The sequence below is a fragment of the Halomonas sp. SL1 genome, assembly GCF_003030865.2.
Lineage (GTDB): Bacteria > Pseudomonadota > Gammaproteobacteria > Pseudomonadales > Halomonadaceae > Halomonas > Halomonas halophila.
Genome location: NZ_PYUQ02000010.1, coordinates 1 through 17098 on the forward strand (window position 1 = coordinate 1; position 17098 = coordinate 17098).

At 69.5% G+C, this 17098-nt stretch carries 19 protein-coding genes; 6 read left to right on the forward strand and 13 right to left on the reverse strand.

Going from position 1 to position 17098, the window contains the following annotated elements; translation table 11 throughout:
* Positions 1 to 145: 145 nt before the first annotated feature.
* The gene (gene phaR, locus C9J49_RS03675) at positions 146 to 595 is read right to left on the reverse strand and encodes a polyhydroxyalkanoate synthesis repressor PhaR (RefSeq protein ID WP_107181934.1); all 450 of its coding nucleotides are present in this window, start codon (positions 593 to 595) and stop codon (positions 146 to 148) included.
* Between the two features lie 101 nt (positions 596 to 696).
* Here phaR and C9J49_RS03680 point away from each other — a divergent pair, with 101 nt between their 5' ends.
* On the forward strand, positions 697 to 1410 hold the full coding sequence (locus tag C9J49_RS03680; protein ID WP_046078211.1) for a 16S rRNA (uracil(1498)-N(3))-methyltransferase: 714 nt from the start codon (positions 697 to 699) through the stop codon (positions 1408 to 1410).
* Here C9J49_RS03680 and C9J49_RS03685 read toward each other — a convergent pair.
* The 12 genes from C9J49_RS03685 to C9J49_RS03740 all read right to left on the reverse strand — a co-directional run bounded on the left by C9J49_RS03685 (position 1402) and on the right by C9J49_RS03740 (position 11407).
* Positions 1402 to 2055, reverse strand: coding sequence for a RimK/LysX family protein (locus C9J49_RS03685; RefSeq protein ID WP_082090818.1), 654 nt, complete (start codon positions 2053 to 2055; stop codon positions 1402 to 1404). The genes C9J49_RS03680 and C9J49_RS03685 overlap by 9 nt on opposite strands.
* Entirely contained in the window at positions 2052 to 3362 is a 1311-nt protein-coding gene (locus C9J49_RS03690) for a lytic murein transglycosylase (protein WP_107181935.1), read from the reverse strand. Before C9J49_RS03690 ends, C9J49_RS03685 begins: the two co-directional genes overlap by 4 nt.
* Before the next feature lie 52 nt (positions 3363 to 3414).
* On the reverse strand, positions 3415 to 3888 hold the full coding sequence (locus C9J49_RS03695; RefSeq protein WP_107181936.1) for a DUF3429 domain-containing protein: 474 nt from the start codon (positions 3886 to 3888) through the stop codon (positions 3415 to 3417).
* Positions 3885 to 5237, reverse strand: a complete 1353-nt coding sequence (locus C9J49_RS03700; protein ID WP_107181937.1) for a DASH family cryptochrome — start codon at positions 5235 to 5237, stop codon at positions 3885 to 3887. The genes C9J49_RS03695 and C9J49_RS03700 overlap by 4 nt, the downstream gene beginning before the upstream one ends.
* Positions 5238 to 5247: 10 nt before the next feature.
* Positions 5248 to 5424 (reverse strand): DUF2256 domain-containing protein, encoded by a 177-nt coding sequence (locus C9J49_RS03705; protein ID WP_307725214.1) that lies wholly within the window; start codon positions 5422 to 5424, stop codon positions 5248 to 5250.
* Between the two features lie 214 nt (positions 5425 to 5638).
* Positions 5639 to 6037: a monovalent cation/H(+) antiporter subunit G gene (gene mnhG / locus C9J49_RS03710; protein ID WP_107181938.1), complete on the reverse strand. Its 399-nt coding sequence runs from the start codon at positions 6035 to 6037 to the stop codon at positions 5639 to 5641.
* A complete protein-coding gene (locus C9J49_RS03715) occupies positions 6030 to 6299 on the reverse strand; it encodes a monovalent cation/H+ antiporter complex subunit F (RefSeq protein ID WP_106487934.1) in 270 nt (89 codons plus the stop codon). The genes mnhG and C9J49_RS03715 overlap by 8 nt, the downstream gene beginning before the upstream one ends.
* An 18-nt stretch (positions 6300 to 6317) precedes the next feature.
* Positions 6318 to 6791, reverse strand: coding sequence for a Na+/H+ antiporter subunit E (locus C9J49_RS03720; RefSeq protein WP_035596628.1), 474 nt, complete (start codon positions 6789 to 6791; stop codon positions 6318 to 6320).
* Complete coding sequence (locus C9J49_RS03725) at positions 6788 to 8305, reverse strand: Na+/H+ antiporter subunit D (protein WP_107181939.1); 1518 nt, start codon at positions 8303 to 8305, stop codon at positions 6788 to 6790. Before C9J49_RS03725 ends, C9J49_RS03720 begins: the two co-directional genes overlap by 4 nt.
* A complete protein-coding gene (locus tag C9J49_RS03730) occupies positions 8302 to 8649 on the reverse strand; it encodes a Na+/H+ antiporter subunit C (RefSeq protein ID WP_016853685.1) in 348 nt (115 codons plus the stop codon). The genes C9J49_RS03725 and C9J49_RS03730 overlap by 4 nt, the downstream gene beginning before the upstream one ends.
* A 3-nt stretch (positions 8650 to 8652) precedes the next feature.
* Positions 8653 to 9084 carry a Na+/H+ antiporter subunit B gene (locus tag C9J49_RS03735; RefSeq protein WP_035596699.1) on the reverse strand — a complete coding sequence of 144 codons (432 nt, stop codon included), beginning with the start codon at positions 9082 to 9084 and terminating at the stop codon, positions 8653 to 8655.
* On the reverse strand, positions 9077 to 11407 hold the full coding sequence (locus tag C9J49_RS03740) for a putative monovalent cation/H+ antiporter subunit A (protein ID WP_107181940.1): 2331 nt from the start codon (positions 11405 to 11407) through the stop codon (positions 9077 to 9079). The genes C9J49_RS03735 and C9J49_RS03740 overlap by 8 nt, the downstream gene beginning before the upstream one ends.
* Positions 11408 to 11652: 245 nt before the next feature.
* Here C9J49_RS03740 and C9J49_RS03745 point away from each other — a divergent pair, with 245 nt between their 5' ends.
* The 5 genes from C9J49_RS03745 to C9J49_RS03765 are packed head-to-tail and all read left to right on the forward strand — an operon-like array spanning position 11653 to position 17090.
* Positions 11653 to 14475, forward strand: coding sequence for a monovalent cation/H+ antiporter subunit A (locus tag C9J49_RS03745; protein WP_046078218.1), 2823 nt, complete (start codon positions 11653 to 11655; stop codon positions 14473 to 14475).
* A complete protein-coding gene (locus C9J49_RS03750) occupies positions 14475 to 14825 on the forward strand; it encodes a Na+/H+ antiporter subunit C (RefSeq protein WP_035596643.1) in 351 nt (116 codons plus the stop codon). The genes C9J49_RS03745 and C9J49_RS03750 overlap by 1 nt, the downstream gene beginning before the upstream one ends.
* Entirely contained in the window at positions 14822 to 16333 is a 1512-nt protein-coding gene (locus C9J49_RS03755) for a monovalent cation/H+ antiporter subunit D (protein WP_035596646.1), read from the forward strand. The genes C9J49_RS03750 and C9J49_RS03755 overlap by 4 nt, the downstream gene beginning before the upstream one ends.
* Complete coding sequence (locus tag C9J49_RS03760; protein ID WP_035596648.1) at positions 16330 to 16827, forward strand: Na+/H+ antiporter subunit E; 498 nt, start codon at positions 16330 to 16332, stop codon at positions 16825 to 16827. The genes C9J49_RS03755 and C9J49_RS03760 overlap by 4 nt, the downstream gene beginning before the upstream one ends.
* Positions 16821 to 17090: a K+/H+ antiporter subunit F gene (locus C9J49_RS03765; protein ID WP_016853678.1), complete on the forward strand. Its 270-nt coding sequence runs from the start codon at positions 16821 to 16823 to the stop codon at positions 17088 to 17090. The genes C9J49_RS03760 and C9J49_RS03765 overlap by 7 nt, the downstream gene beginning before the upstream one ends.
* The last annotated feature ends 8 nt before the right edge of the window (positions 17091 to 17098 follow it).

Consider the following 17098-nt stretch of genomic DNA (forward strand, 5'->3'; position numbering starts at 1 on the left):
GGCAGCGTCAGATGTGTATAAGAGACAGGGACAGGTCAGAGAGGGGGTGGGTTGCCATGCATGGCAAAAGTAGCGCCCAGGGAAGGGGTCACAGCGCCCCTCGGCGACCTGTCGCCGGATCAGCCCCGAGAGCATCGGTACGCCATCAGGACTCGTCGTCGTCCTTGCGGCCCTTGCCACCCAGGTTCTGCTGCCAGAAGCGCATGTTCTCCTCGGCCATCTCGCGCATCAGCTCCATCGGCGTGTGGCGCATGGCCTGCTGCCACTGGTCCTGCAGGTGCTTCTGCTGCTCCATCATCAGCTGCGTGCCCTGCTCCAGGTAGCGCGCCAGCGGCAGCGGCTGGGCCATGTTGTAGACGCGGATGAACTGGGCCAGCAGGTCGTTGGAGAACACCTGGGCGTCGCCGTCGGCCTGCTCCTGCTCGATGATGATGGTCAGCAGGATGGTCCGGGTCAGGTCCTCGCCGCTCTTGGCATCCTCGACCCGGAAGGGCACCTCGTCGAGGATCAGCTTGCGCAGATCCTCGAGGGTCACATAGCGGCTCTGTTCGGTATCATAGAGCCGGCGATTGGCATACTTGCGAATCACGCGCACGGCGCTCTCCTTGTTCGAATCGGGTGGGCGAATGCCTCCTTATGCAGGTATTGTGCACCGCCTTACCGACCATGCAAGGCATACCGGCACCACGAGGCCCCATGAACCTGATCCTGCTCTCCCCCGACGACATCGAGAACGACCGCCTGGCCCGGGTGCGCGCCCCGCGCCGGCTCGCCCATCTCAGGGAGGTCCATCGGGCCCGCGAAGGGGACACGATGACGCTCGGCATCGCGGGTGGCGCCCTGGGGCGCGGCGAGCTGCTGAGTCTCGGCGAGCACGAGGCAGTGTTCGACGTGTCGGGGCTCGATCAGGCGCCGCCACCGCCGCTGCCGGTGCATCTGGTGCTGGCCCTGCCGCGGCCGCGAATGCTGGCACGCACGCTCGAGCATGTCACCGCGCTGGGCGTGAAGGAACTGACGCTCTTGAACACCAGGCGGGTGGAGAAGAGCTACTGGCAGTCGCCGGAGCTGTCCGAGGACAAGATCCGCCGCCATCTGGAGCTGGGCCTGGAGCAGGCCCGGGACACCCGTCTGCCGCGGGTGACCCTGGCCAAGGGCTTCCGTCCCTTCGTCGAGGACGACCTGCCGGGGCTCTTGGCCGGCCGCCGCGGGCTGCTGGCCCATCCCGGCATGCCGGACGCCTGCCCCCGCGGGGTCGAGGCGCCGACACTGCTGGTGGTGGGCCCCGAGGGCGGCTTCATCCCCTGGGAGGTGGAGAAGCTGGTCGAAGCCGGCTGCCAGGGCGTCCACATGGGGCCGCGCATCCTGCGCGTGGAGACCGCGGTCACCGCCCTGCTGGCGCGGCTATTCTGACGCCGACTCGGTCTCGGACTCGGCGGCCGATGACGACGATGCCTCACCGCCATCGGCCTTCCCGCTCTCTCTGTTCTCTCTCTTGTCACCGTTCTCCCCGTCATCGCCGGACGCCTCATCATCGGCTCGATGGGGCATCCGCGGCGCGTCGCCGTCGCAGCCGGGCTCGGTCAGGTGAGTGCTGGCCACGTCCAGGCGGCCCAGGTGGCCGATGGTCTGGCGCCCCAGCAGGATCGGGTAGGTCATCTCCGAGCGGTCGCGCAGGCTGAACTCCTCCTCGTAGCGCACGCCGTCCACGCACACATCCAGCAGCACCACCGGCCGGTCGTCGGTACCGCCGGCGCCGCGCACCGTCAGGCGCCGCACCCGGGGGCGCTCGAGGGTCATGGCGAAGGTCTCGCCCTTGTCGTCGTCATCGAACTGCAGCCGGAAACGCACCCAGGCCTCACCGTCGCGCTCGAAGCGTTCGATGTCCCGCGCATCCAGCGACGAGGTCAGCGCCCCGCTGTCCAGCTTGGCCTCGAAGGGCAGGTTCCAGGGCATCAGGGTCACCGATTCGACCCAGCCCACGCTGCGATCCGGGGCCTCGGCCAGGGCCAGCCCCGACCACAGCGCCGCCGCCAGACACCACGCCGCACGCCTCATGAGCCCACCTCCCGCAGCCGCTCCAGCAGGCCCAGGGTGGCGAAGCCGTCCGGCGTCACGCCGATCTCGCGCTGGAAGGCCCGCAGGCCACGCCGGGTGTTGGGCCCGAGGATGCCGTCGGCCTCGCCGACCTCGTAGCCGCGGGCGTTGAGCCGCCGCTGCAGCTCCAGCACCTGGGTACGCCTGAGCGCCGGCTCCTCGCGGGGCCAGTCGCCCTGGACCGCGGGGCGCCCGTCGATGGCGTCGCCGAGCGTGGCCACCGCCAGGGCATAGCTGGTGGCGTTGTTGTAGCGGCGAATGACCCGGAAGTTGTGGCCGACCAGGAAGGCCGGCCCCCGTGCACCCGCCGGGGCGATCAGCGCGGCCTCGCTCAGTGCGGGCAGCGCCTCACCGGCGCGCGGGTGCACGCCCGCCGCGGCCCAGTCGTCGGCGCTGCGACGCGTGGTATCGCCCGTCAGCGAGTAGTCGAAGTCGGCCGGCAGCACCACCTCGGCGCCCCAGCGCTCTTCGGCCCGCCAGCCAGCCTCGACGAGATAGGCGGCGATCGAGGTCAGGGCATCCGGGACGCTGCCCCAGATATCGCGGCGGCCGTCGCCGTCGCCGTCCACCGCGTGGGCCAGGTAGCTCGACGGCAGGAACTGCGGATGGCCCATGGCGCCGGCCCAGGAGCCGACCATGCGCTCGGCAGGCACGTCGCCGGCCTCGAGGATGCGCAGCGCCGCCAGCAGCTCGCCGCGGGCGAAGTCGCGCCGGCGACCGTCATAGGCCAGGGTCGCCAGGGCATCGAGGGTCGAGACCTCGCCCTGATAGCCGCCGTAGCTGCTCTCGATGCCCCAGATCGCCACCAGCACTTCGGCCGGCACGCCGTAGCGCGACTCCGCGCGCTCGACCGTGCGGCGATAGGCGTCGAACCGGTCGCGGCCGGTGCTCACCCGGCTCGCCGACACCGCGCCGTCGAGATACTCCCAGATCGGGCGCACGAACTCCGGCTGACGCCGATCCAGTTCGATGACCCGAGGCAGGTAGCGCAGCGCGTCGATGCGGGCCAGGGCAGTCTCGCCGAGGCCCTCGTCACGGGCCAGGCCGCGGAAGTCGCGGCGCCAGTCGTCGAAGTCGCCCACGGCCTCGGGGCGCTCGGCGGATGCATTCCCCCCGCCCTCCGGCCTCGTCGAGGCGGCGACCTCGGCCGTGGGCGACGCCATCGGCGAGATCGGAGAAGAGGCGGCTTCGGCGCGGGGGGTGGCGATACCCTGGCAGCCGGCCAGGCCGGCGCAGAGCAGCACGAGGAGCAGTAACGGGGGCAACATCGACGACGTTCCTTGACGAAAAGAGCCCCCGATGATCGCGCAGAACGCCGGCTCAGGCCAGTAGCAGCAGCCGGGCGATCAGCGCCAGATGGCAGGCCGCCACCACGGCGGTCAGGCGAGTACGAAGCCGCCGATAGTCGCTCGGCAGCCCCCCGGCGCCGGGGCCCGCCTCGTAGAGACGCAGGGCGACGAAGCCGGTCAGCAGCGTTGCGGCGGTGGCCGGCGGGTCGAGCAGCAGCGCCGGCCAGGCGATCAGGCTCGGCAGCACGCCCACGACCAGACGGCGACCCGCGGGCTCGGGGCCGCCGGCGCCGACCAGCGCCAGTCCCCAGTGCACCCCGCCGAGGAAGGACAGGATCACCGCGCCGTAGGCGAGGAAGGCCTCGATGGCCAGGGCCTGCCCGGGAGGCGGTGCCAGGAAGGCCGCCGCCAGGGTCGCGAGGAAGGGCCCCAGGCCGGCGACGCCGAGTCCGACCGTGGCGACGCGGGGCAACTGGCGAGCGCAGGGAGCGGAATCGGTACTCATGGCGCGGCCTCTTCCTGGATCGACAGCGAAGGGGGCGGCAGGAAAACCGCGGGATCATGCCGCCAGGGCCGATGGCGGGCGTTCCCGGGCGGCAGATCGGCGAGCTCGGGGCACCAGCGGGCCACATAGTCGCCCTGAGGATCGTAGCGCTCGGCCTGGTCCAGCACGTCGAAGCGATGCGCCTTGGCATGACGGCCACGGCCGGCGATATAGCCCCAGTTGCCCCAGTTGCTGGCGACGTCGTGATCGATCAGGCAACGCTCGAACCAGGCCGCCCCCAGTCGCCAGTCGACGCCCAGATCGTGCACGAGATGGCTGGCCACGTTCTGCCGGGCGCGGTTCGACAGCCAGCCGGTCTCGGTCAGTTCGCGCATTCCGGCGTCGACGAACGGCAGCCCGGTCTCGCCGCGGCACCAGGCCGCGAAGTCCTCGCCCCCGTCGGGTGGCGTGGCGCCGCCGTAGAGTCGCCGACCGTCCTGCCGGGCGGCCCAGTGGAAATACTCCCGCCACCAAAGCTCGAAGCGCAGCCAACGGCTCGAGTCACTGGCCCCGCGCTCCGCCTCCCAGTCGTCCAGGGCGTCGTTGACCTGAGCGGCGGACAGGCAGCCCAGCGCCAGCCAGGGCGACAGCCGGCTGGATACGTCGGCGCCGACCAGACCGTTGCGAGTCTCGGCGTAGTGCGCCACCGCCCCGCTGCCCCACAGATAGTCGTTCAGCCGGGCGAGGCCGGCACGCTCGCCGCCGGTGAAGCGAAAGCCGCCGAGCGACGAGGCGCTCCATTCCGCCGCCCGCACGTCGACCCAGCGCAGCGGCGGCAGCCCGCGTGAGGCCTGGGGCGGCCAGGGCGGCAGCGTCACGGGAATCGAACCGGCGTATTGCGGGGTGACGGTCTCGAGCCGACGCCGGAACCCGGAGAAGCCGGGCGGCAGCGCCTCGACGGGCCGGGGCAGGTCGTCCTCGGTGAACAGCATGCCCCCTTCCAGGCACTCGAGCTCGCAATCCGCGGCGAGGCGTGGCGCCAGCCGCTCGACGGCGCGGGTCTCCTCCCAGCCGGGATCCCACCGCACCCTCACTCGCCGAGCGCCGAGCTCGGCGGCCAGGGCCGCTACCTCCTCGGAAGGGTCACCGAGGCGTACCAGCAGATCGCTGCCCCGGGCGAGCAGGCGGCCGCGCAGCTCGATCAGGCTCTGCCACAGGAAGCCGAGGCGGGCCGCACCGATGCGCCGTTCCTTCAGCCAGCGCTCATCCAGCACATAGGCGCAGGCCAGGTGCTCTCCCAACGGCCCGTCGAACAGCGGATTGTCGGCTAGGCGCAGGTCCTGGCGCAGCCAGACTAGATCGATACTCATGACGGCCCCCTCATGCCCCGTCCTGGCGTCGTGAAAGGCGCCTGACCTCGCGACGGCAACGGTCGCTGCAATAGCGCACCTCCGCCCAGCAGCGAGCCCACTTGCGCCGCCACCGGAACGGGCGGCCGCAGCACTGGCACGGCTTGGAGGGCAGATCGGCCTTGCGACGCATGGCTCCACCTAACATGGACAGGGATAAAAAATGGTACAACTTATGTACATGTTATATCCCATGGCCGCGAACGCAAGCGGAACGGCCGACGCGGTCAGCATTCGCCCTGCGGGCCGGCAGGCGGGTGGGATGAACCGAACGTGGTGATCGAGACGTCGGCCTGTGGATGTCGCGAGTCTCGGGGGCGACGCGCCTCGGTGCAACGAGACGCGTCTTGCGGGCGGGGCAGTCAGTCGCGATGGGGCGGCGTGGCAGGCGGTTCGTCGTCGCCTTCGCGCCCGCTGCGCAGGCGATGGGTCAGCGGATCGTAGTGGGGGCGCAGCTCGTCCTTGACGGTGCCATCCCACAGTCGGGCCCCGACGAAGTAGCCGGCGCGGCCGATGATGTGCGCCGCCACCGGCGCCGTCAGCATGAGGAACAGGATGATCCCCAGGGCCCGGGCCACCACCGCCGTCTCGGCGAAGTGCACCGCCACCGACAGCATGATCAGCGACACGCCCAGCGTGGCCGCCTTGGTGGTCGCGTGCAGTCGCGTCAGCAGATCGGGCAGGCGGACCACCCCCAGGGCCGCCAGCAGCATGAAGGTCGAACCGGTCAGCATGCCGGCGGCGGTGAGCACCTCAGTCATCTCTCGGTCCTCCCCGCTCCAGGAACCGGGCGAAACCGATGGTCGCCATGAAGGCCATCAGCGCCATGACGATGGCCACGTCGAGCAGGATCGACACGTCGGTGGCGATGGCCACCACGCCGATGATGCCGACGAGAATCGAAGAGAATAGCTCCAGCGCCACGACCCGGTCCGGCAGGCTCGGCCCCCGGAACAGGCGCGCAAACGCCAGGCACAGGGCCAGCGACATCACGGCCAGGCTGAACAGGATCACGATCGACACGGGATAGGCCTCCCCTCGTCAGTGGAAGAGTTCCAGGGCACGCCGCTCGAGCTCGGCCAGGCTGCGGGTCAGCGCCGGCTCGTCGTCGAGGAACATGGCATGGATGTAGAGCACGCGGCGGTCGTCGGAGACGTCCAGGCTCAGCGTCCCCGGGGTCAGCGAGATCAGGTTGGCGACGAAGGCGATCTCGAATTCCGTGCGGGCCTTCAGCGGCATCGCGATCACCCCCGGCTTCATGTACCAGGGCGGCGTGACGATGTCGTAGGACACCCGCAGGTTGGAGACCACCAGCTCCTTGAGGAAGAAGACGACGAAGCGGATCAGTCGCGGCAGCCGCTGGGCGTAACCGGCCAGCGCCGGCACCTGGGGCTGGATCAGCGCCAGCACCAGGTAGCCGAACACCAGCCCGGCGAACAGGCTGCCGCCGCTGAAGTCGCCGGTCAGCACCACCCAGGCGACGCCGAGCATCAGGTTCCAGGCCGCGCCGATCATGATCCCCCTCCCGGTACGCCGAGTACCGCCTCGATGTAGCGCTCGGGCGCCAGCAGCTGCGCCGCCGAGGCCTCGGCCAGCGCATAGAGCGCGTCGGGCTGCAGGCCGATCGCCAGGGTGCAGAGCGCCAGGCCGACCGCCGGCGCGCCCATCAGCCACAGCTCGCGCTGCCCGACCTCCCGCTGGGGCTCGCCCCCGGCCTCGCCACCGGGCGGCGCCTTCCAGAACGCCTCGTTCCAGATCTTGATCATCGAGTACAGGGTGAGCAGCCCCACCAGCAGGGCGATCGCCGTCACCCCGTAGGCCTCGGCCTCGAGGCCCGCCCGGATCACGATGAACTTGGCGAAGAAGCCCGACAGCGGCGGCATGCCGGCCAGCGACAGCGCCGGTATCAGGAACAGCACCGCCAGCCAGGGATGCTCGCGATAGACGCCGCCCAGCGTCTCGAGGCGATAGCTGCCGCGCAGCCGCTGGACGATGCCGCTGATCAGGAAGAGGTTGGTCTTCACGATGATGTGGTGGGCGATATAGAACACGCCGCCGAGGATCGCCAGGGGCGTGAACAGCGCCAGCCCCAGGATCATGTAGCCGATCTGGCTGACGATGTGGAACGACAGGATGCGCCGGAACTCGAACTGCGCCGCCGCCCCCAGCACGCCGCACAGCATGGTCAGGGCGGCCCCCCACAGCAGGATCTCATGGGTATAGCCGGGGCTGTGATGGAAGATCAGCGTGAACACCCGAAACAGCGCATAGACCCCGACCTTGGTCAACAGACCGGCGAACAGCGCCGACACCGCGACCGGCGGCGTGTGGTACGAGGCCGGCAGCCAGAAGAACAGCGGGAAGGCCGCCGCCTTGATGCCGAAGGCGACCATGAACATCATCGCCAGCACATCGACCATGCCGGTATCGTCCAGCGTCGCCAGCCGGCGGGCGATGTCGGCCATGTTGAGGGTGCCCACCATGCCGTACAGCAGGCCCACGGCGACCAGGAACAGCACCGACGACACCAGGTTGAGGGTGACATACTTGATCGCCCCTTCCATCTGCGGCTTCTCGCTGCCCAGGATCAGCAGCGCGAAGGACGCCACCAGCATCACCTCGAACCACACGTAGAGGTTGAAGATATCGCCGGTCAAAAAGGCCCCGGCCACGCCGGCCAGCAGCAGGTGCATCAGCGGAAAATAGCCGTAGTCTTGGTGCCCGCGGCCGACCGACGCCAGCGAGAAGAGCGCCACCGCCAGGCCGATGATACCGGTCAGCACGACCATGAGCGCGCCCAGCAGGTCGGCGACCAGGCTGATGCCGAAGGGCGCCGGCCAGCCGCCCATCTGCATTACCTGGATGCCGTCGCGGTTCACCGTCATCAGCAGCCAGATGCCGGTGACCAGCAGCCCGACGGTGCCGCCCACCGCGATCAGGCGCTGCATCGTGCGGGACCGCCAGAACACCAGCGACAGGGCCCCGGCGAACAACGGTATGAGGACGGGTAGCGCGATCTGCGGGGTCACGTATCGGTATCCTTCATCCGGTCAAGGTCGTCGGCGCGCACGATCTCCCAGGCGCGCCGCACCAGCACCACCGCGAACGACAGCACGCCAAAGGCGATGACGATGGCGGTCAGCACCAGCGCCTGGGGCAGCGGATCGGCCACCGCCGACTCGGGGGCAGCGAGCCCCTCCGGCACCAGCGGCGGCGCCCCGCGGCGCATGCCGGCGGTGGCGAAGATCAGCAGGTTGGCGGCGTTGGACAACAGCATCAGCCCGATCACCAGCTTGACGATGGAGCGCCGCAGCATCATGTAGATGGCGGTGGCGAACAGCACGCCGATGGTCACGGCCATCAGGGGTTCCATAGGCTATCCCTCATCGTGTCGATCGGTGTCCACCAGGGCGGTGATGGCGGTGAGCACCACGCCCACGACCGCCAGATAGACGCCGATATCGAAGATCAGCGGCGTCGAGGCCTTGAAGTCGATCACCGGAATCGTCCACCAGTGGGCGGTGAAGAAGGGCTCGCCGCTCCACCAGGCCGGCAGCGTCGAGCTCACGCCGAGCAGCAGCCCCACGCCCACCAGGTCGCGCGGCGAGACCCGCAGCACCCGGCGCAGGGCATGACGACCGAAGGCGAACAGGTAGAGCGCGAAGGCCCCTGCCGCCACCAGGCCGGCGATGAAGCCCCCGCCGGGCTCGTCGTGTCCGCGCAGCAGCAGGAACACCGAGAACAGCAGCTGCAGTGGCAGCAGCAGGCGAGCGGCGACGCTCAGGATCAGGGTGCCGGACTTAACCATCGGACGGCCCTCCCGAGCGCCGGTCATCGCGAGCCTCGTACTCGCCGGCGTGGAAGCGCAGCATGGCATAGACGCCCACGGCCGCCAGGGCCAGGACGAAGATCTCGCCCAGGGTGTCCAGGGCGCGGAAATCCACCAGGATGACGTTGACGATGTTGTGCCCGTGCGCCAGCGGCTGGCTGTTCGCGACCATCCAGTCGGAGATGCGCGGCAGGCGCTCCCCGGACAGCACCGAGAGCATCAGCAACGTGATAAGCCCCCCGGTCAGGGTCGCCACCACCAGGTCGCGAAGCCGCTCGAGGGGGGTCGACAGGGTAGCGAAGCGCGGCAGGCGGAACAGCACCAGCGCCAGCAGCACCACGGTGAGGGTCTCCACCAGCAGCTGGGTGATGGCCAGATCCGGCGCGCTGAACAGCACGAAGGTCAGGGCGATGGAGAAGCCCATCACCCCCACCGCCGCCACCGCCGCCAGCCGGGCCCGCATCACGCAGGCGGCCACCGCGCCAGCCACCATCAGCCCGGCGACCACCGCCTCGTGGAAGTGGACCGACAGGCCGAGCTCGATCGCCAGGCCGTGACGGAAGAAGAAGGCGTGCCCCACCAGCCCCAGCAAGACCAGCAGGGTCATCACCAGGTAATTGCGCATATAGCCGTTCTGCAGGAAGCGAGTCTGCCAGGCCGACAGCGACACCAGGCCCGCCATCAGCGCCGCATAGCCGGCCTCGGGGCCACGCGCCATCAGCGGGTCGAGCCACCGCAGGGCCACGCGCAGCCGATCCCAGTGACGATACACCAGCGCCCCCAGCACCAGGCTGGCCACGGACAGCACCAGCGGCAGGTTGACCCCGTGCCACAGCGCCAGGTGCACGCCGGCGCCGGGCGCGCCGATGCCCGCCAGGATGGCGTTGGTCAGGCCATCCAGCCCGCCCGGCGCCAGCCCCAGCCACAGCGACAGCGACGTCAGCAGCAGGGGGCCGGCGAGCATGGCGAAGGGCGGCTCATGGGGCGTGCGGGGCGTCTCCCGAGAGGCACCGTAGAAGGGCCGCAGGGTGACGATCGCCGCCACCGCCAGGGTCAGGAAGGCGGCCGGGAAGGCCAGGGCCAGGAGCAGCCAGCGCCAGGCCGTGGCGCCCAGTACCGAGGCAAACATCAGCTCCTTGCCGACGAAGCCCAGCAATGGTGGCAGGCCGGCCAGCGACAGCCCGGCGACCACGGCCAGCGTGGCGGTCAGCGGCATGGCCCGACGCAGCCCGCCCATGGCGGTGACGTCCTTGGTACCGGTCTCGTGGTCGAGGATGCCGGCGATCAGGAACAGCGTGCCCTTGTAGAGCGAGTGCGCCAGCAGGAAGACCACGAAGGCGCTCAGGGCCCCGGGCGTGCCGATGCCCAGCAGCAGGGTCAGGGTGCCCAGCGCCATCACCGTGGAATAGGCCAGCAGCTTCTTGATGCTGGTGTGATGAATCGCCAGGAAGGCCCCGGTGGCCATGGTCAGGGCGCCGACCAGCGACAGGGTGAGCGTCCAGGTCTCGCTGCCGCCAAGCGCCGGATGCAGACGCGCCAGCAGGTAGATCCCGGCCTTGACCATGGTCGCCGAGTGCAGATAGGCCGAGACCGGGGTCGGCGCCGCCATGGCATTGGGCAGCCAGAAGTGGAAGGGGAACTGGGCCGACTTGGTGAAGGCCCCGACCAGGATGCAGATCAGCAGCGGCGTGTAGAGATCGTGCTGGCGCAGCAGTTCGCCACGCTCGACCAGGGCCGCCAGCGACCAGCTGTCGCCGGCCACGGCCAGCATGACGAAGCCCGCCAGCAGCGCCAGGCCGCCGCCCACCGTCACCAGCAGCCCCTGCTGGGCGGCCTTGCGGGCCGTCGCATCGGTATGATTGAAGCCGATCAGCAGGTAGGAGGTCACACTGGTGAGCTCCCAGAACACGAACAGCGCCACCAGGTTGTCGGCCAGCACCAGGCCCAGCATCGACATCATGAAGGCGGTGATCACCACCAGGAAGCGCGGCAGGTCACGATGGCCACGCAGGTACTCGCCGCTGTAGGCCAGCACCAGGGCGCCGATCACGCTGATCAGCAGGGCGAACAGCAGCGACAGGCCGTCGATCAGGAAAGTCAGGCTGATATCGAGCCCCGGGGCCCAGGCCCATTCCAGGCGCAGGGTGTCGCCCGCGACGATGGTCGGCCACTGGGCCAGCAGCCAGGCGGCGATCCCCGCCGGCAGCGCCGCCATCAGCAGCGGGGTGCGCGCGCCGAACCAGCGATGCAGCAGCGGCGCCATCCCGGCGAGCAAGAAACCTCCCAACACAACCAGTTGCATCGAGCATCCCTCCCTGGCGTCCGCGCGGTCCCAGCGGATGAAAACGTGACCCAACCTTAAAGAGCCCGATTTTGAAAGGCAAGATGGCGCGAGCCGCCGCCCGATACGGTAAGGTATTGCGATTCAACTACTTCATGGGGCTCGATCGGCCCCGGGACGGAGGCGGCGCCTGACCTCTTGCGCGCGGCCGCCCTCTCGGCATGATGACGCTCCGACATGACGCAACCGAGCAGGATGACTGATCGATGACCTTGATGTGGATAGCGCTGCTACCCCTTCTCGGCGTGCTGGTGCCGGCCTTCGGCGCCGGACTGAGACGCCGGGAATGCTCCCTGGCCACCGCCGCCCTGCCCGCCCTGGCATTGCTGCTGATGCTGGCGGAAATCCCCGCCCTGCTCGACGGCGAGACGCTGCGTGTCGCCGTCGACTGGATACCAACCCTGGGCCTGGAGCTGGCCTTCCGGTTGGACGGCCTGTCGCTGCTGTTCAACCTGCTGATCCTGGGGATCGGCCTGCTGATCCTGCTCTACGCGCACTACTACCTGGATCCGGACGAGCCCTACGGGCGTTTCTACGCCTACCTGATCCTGTTCATGGCCTCCATGGTCGGCATCGCGATGTCCGACAACCTGCTGCTGCTGTGGATCTTCTGGGAGCTGACCAGCCTCTCGTCCTTCCTGCTGATCGGTTTCTGGTCGCACCGCAGCGATGCCCGCAAGGGCGCGCGCATGGCGCTGACGGTCACCGGCGCCGGCGGGCTGGCGCTGCTGGCCGGCTTCCTGCTGATCGGCGACATCGTCGGCAGCTACGACATGGACACCGTACTGGCCAGCGGCGAGACGATCCTCGCCGACCCGCGCTACCCGCTGACCCTGGCCCTGGTGCTGCTGGGCGCCTTCGCCAAGTCGGCCCAGTTCCCCTTCCACTTCTGGCTGCCCCACGCCATGGCGGCGCCGACTCCGGTCTCGGCCTATCTGCACTCGGCGACCATGGTCAAGGCCGGCATCTTCCTGATGGCGCGCCTGCATCCGGCCCTGGCCGGCGGCGAGCTGTGGACCCTGACGGTCTCCCTGGTGGGCATGATCACCATGCTCTATGGCGCCTGGTTCGCGCTGATGAAGACCGACCTCAAGGGTATCCTGGCCTTCTCCACCGTCAGCCACCTCGGTCTGATCACCGTGCTGCTGGGCATCGGCAGCCCCATGGCGGTCCTGGCCGCGCTGTTCCACATCATCAACCACGCCACCTTCAAGGCCGCGCTGTTCATGGGGGCCGGCATCGTCGACCACGAGACCGGTACCCGCGAGCTGTCGCGCCTGGGCGGGCTGCGCCGGGCCATGCCGCTGACCGCCGTGCTGACCACCATCACCGGCGCGGCCATGGCCGGCGTGCCGCTGTTCAACGGTTTCCTGTCCAAGGAGATGCTGTTCGCCGAGACCCTGCACACGCCGATCCTCGGTGGCCTGAGCTGGCTGATGCCGGTGCTGGCGACCGCCGGCGGCGTGCTCTCGGTGGCCTATTCGCTGCGTCTGGTCCACGCGGTGTTCTTCAAGGCAGCGACCCAGGCGCCGCCCAAGACGCCCCATGAGCCGCCGCGGCTGATGAGTGCCCCGATGGCGCTGCTGGCCACGCTATGCGTGCTGGTCGGGCTGTTCCCCTCGGCGCTGGCCGGCGGCCTGCTCGACCTGGCCAGTCGCGCCGTGCTGCTGGCGCCGCTGGAGTTCCACCTGGCGATCTGGCACGGCCTCAATCTGCCGCTGGCGATGAGCGCCGTGGCACTGGCGGTCGGCATCGGACTCTACAGCGCCCACTCGCACCTGCGACGCTTCCTGCGCGGCTTCAAGCCGGTGGATGCCCGCCTGGTGTTCGAAGCCGGCGTGCAGCGCGCGGGAAACCGTGCCGAAGCCCTGCTGGAACGCCTCGACAACGCCTCGCTGCAGCGCTACGTGGGGCTTCTGCTGCTGGTGTCCCTGATCTTCGTCGCGCTGGGCCTCGGCAAGATGCCGAGCCTGGCCGGCGAGACGCCACAGCGACCGGTGGACGGCATCCTGCTCACCGGTGCGGCGCTGCTGATCTTCAGCGGTATCGCCACCGTGGTCACCCACCGCTACCGCCTGATCTCGCTGTTGATGCTGTCGATGGTGGGCCTGCTGGTGTCGCTGACCTTCGCCCGTTTCTCCGCCCCGGACCTGGCCCTGACCCAGCTCTCGGTGGAGGTGGTGACCATCATCCTGCTGATGCTGGCGCTGTTCTTCCTGCCCCAGAAGACGCCCCGCGAGTCCTCGATGCCGCGCAACCTGCGCGACATCGCCCTCGCCGGCGGCCTGGGCACGACCATCGCCAGTCTCAACTACGCGGTGCTGACCCGCGACAACGCCGGCATCTCGGGCTTCTTCCTCGACAACAGCGTGTCCGGCGGCGGCGGCCACAACGTGGTCAACGTCATCCTGGTCGACTTCCGCGGCTTCGATACCCTGGGCGAGATCACCGTGCTGGCCATCGCCGGCCTGGCGATCTTCAAACTGCTCAATCGCCTGCGCCTGTTCATGCCGCACAGCGATACCGAGGGCCGGCTGTGGTGCCCGGACCGCTATCCGATGATCCTGACCACCATCTCCCAGGCGCTGCTGCCCCTGGCCCTGCTGGTGTCCGCCTTCATCTTCCTGCGCGGCCACAACCTGCCGGGCGGCGGCTTCATCGCCGGCCTGATCACCGCCGTGGCGCTGATCCTGCTGCTGATCGCGCGCGGCGTGGAGTGGGCCCAGGCGCGCCTCGACTTCCCCTACCAGCCGGTGGCCATCGCCGGCGTCGGCCTGGCGACCCTGACGGGGGTGGGCAGCTGGCTGTTCGGCTATCCCTTCCTGACCTCGTCCTTCGGCCACTTCCACCTGCCGCTGGTCGGCGACTTCGAGCTGGCCACGGCGATGATCTTCGATCTGGGCGTCTACCTGGCCGTGGTCGGGGCGACGTTGATGATCCTGGCCAACCTCGGCAAGGTCACCACGCCCCACCGGCCGGGCAAGGACGAGACCCCAGCCACCACCTCCAGCGGCAAGGAGAAACGCTGATGGAAAGCCTCTACGCCATCACCACCGGCGTGCTCAGCGCCTGTGGCCTCTACCTGATCCTGCGGGGACGCACCTTCCCCGTGGTGGTGGGCCTGACCCTGCTGTCCTATGCGGTCAACCTGTTCCTGTTCTCCATGGGCGGGCTGACCACCCACGGCGCGGCCATCGTCGACGGCAAGGCCGCCTACGCCGATCCCCTGCCCCAGGCGCTGGTGCTGACCGCCATCGTCATCGGCTTCGCCATGACCGCCTTCGCGGTGATCCTGGCGATGCGGGCCCGGGGCGACATGGGTAACGACCATGTCGACGGCGGCCGCAACCGCGACGACCGAGAGGAGAACCGTCGATGAGCCCACATCTGATCGTTCTGCCCGTCGTGCTGCCGCTGATCGCCGGGGTGCTGCTGCTGCGCACCCGCCACGGCAACCCGCGCAACAAGCGCTGGCTGGGCGTCGGCGCCACCCTGGCGCTGGTGGTGGTCTCGGCGATGCTGGTCGACCGGGCGGCGGGGGGCGAGATCGCCTACTACGCCCTCGGCGACTGGCAGCCGCCGTTCGGCATCGTGCTGGTGCTCGACCGGCTCTCGGCGCTGATGGTGCTGCTGACCTCGGTGCTGGCCCTGGGCTGCGTGATCTTCGCCTGCGGCGGCGACGACGAGCAGGGCAGCAACTTCCATGGCCTCTTCCAGCTGCAGCTGATGGGCATCAACGGCGCCTTCCTGACCGGCGACCTCTTCAACCTCTTCGTGTTCTTCGAGGTGCTGCTGCTGGCCTCCTACGCCCTGCTGCTGCACGGCGGCGGCAGGTCGCGCACCCAGGCCGCGGTCCACTACGTGGTGCTGAACCTGGCCGGCTCGTCGTTGTTCCTGATCGCCGTGGGCACCCTCTACGGCGCCACCGGCACCCTCAACATGGCCGACATGGCCGCCCGCATCGGCGAGCTGCCCGCCGAACGCAGCGGCCTGGTCACCGCCGGCGCGCTGCTGCTGCTGGTGGTGTTCGGCCTCAAGGCCGCCATCCTGCCGCTCTACTTCTGGCTGCCGCGGGCCTATGCCGCGGCCCCGGCCCCGGTGGCGGCGCTGTTCGCCATCATGACCAAGGTCGGCATCTACGCCATCCTGCGAGTCTACTCGCTGATCTTCGGCGAGCAGGCCGGCAGCCTGGCCGCCCTGCAGCAGCCCTGGGTCTGGTGGCTGGCCCTGGCGACCCTGGCCGTGGCCACCCTCGGCGTGCTGGCCGCCCGCGATCTGCGCCTGCTGGTGGCCTATCTGGTGCTGGTCTCGGTGGGCACCCTGCTGGCCGGCGTCGGCATGGGCACAGTCGAGGCCACGTCCTCGCTGCTCTATTACCTGGTGCACAGCACCCTGGTCACCGGCGGCCTGTTCCTGCTCGCCGAGATGATCGGCCTGCAGCGCGGCAAGGCCGGCACGCGCATCGTCCGCGGCCGCCCGCTGACCCAGGGCGGCGCCCTGGCGATGCTGTTCCTGGCCGGCGCCGTGGCCGTGGCCGGCCTGCCGCCGCTGTCCGGCGCCATCGGCAAGGCGCTGCTGCTTGACGCCGCCACGCCCGAGCAACAGCCGTGGCTGTGGCCGCTGCTGCTGATCAGCGGACTGGGCGCCATCATCGCCTTGTCCCGGGCCGGCTCGACGCTGTTCTGGCGCAGCCAGAAGGGCGAGCGCGACGGCGAGCCGCTGCCCCGCCAGCAGTGGATCGGCGTCACCCTGCTGATGGCCACCTCGCCGCTGCTGGTGGCACTGGCGGGCCCGGTGAGCGACTACACCCAGGCCGCCGCCGAGCAGCTAGCCAACCCCGACGCCATGGTCCGCACCCTGCTGTCCGACGCTGGAGACGCCTCATGATCCGCTCTCGCTCCTGGCTTCCGATCCCGATGCTGTCGCTGCTGCTGCTGGTGGTGTGGCTGCTGCTGGTGCGCAGCCTGGCCTTCGGCCAGTTCCTGCTGGGCGGCGCCCTGGCCATCGCCATCCCGCTGCTCACCTATCGCTTCTGGGACGTGCAGCCCAACGTCAAGCGACCCGGGCTGCTGCTGCGCTACGTGCTGCGGGTCCTCGGCGACATCGTGGTCGCCAACTTCCAGGTGGCCTGGCTGATCCTCAACCCGCGTCAGCGCTCGCGGCCTCACTTCGTCGAGTATCCACTGATGCTGGAGGAGCGCTTCACCATCACCCTGCTGGCCAGCACCGTCAGCCTGACGCCGGGCACGGTGTCGGCCAACCTGCGCATGGACGGCCGGACGCTGCTGATCCATGCCCTGGACGTGGAGGATGACGAGGCGCTGATCGAGCAGATCCGCGAACGCTACGAGCGCCCGCTCAAGGAGATCTACGAATGCTAGACATCGCCCTGAAGATCAGCCTGACGCTGGTGATGTTGGCCCTGCTGCTCAACACCTTCCGGCTGACGGTCGGCCCCAGCCTGCCCGACCGCATCCTGGCGCTGGACACCATGTACGTGAACTCCATCGCGCTGATCGTGCTGCTCGGCCTGTGGCTCGGCACCAAGACCTACTTCGAGGCGGCGGTGCTGATCGCCATGCTCGGTTTCATCAGCACCGTGGCGGTCTGCAAGTACCTGCTGCGCGGCGACATCATCGAATAGGAGAGCCC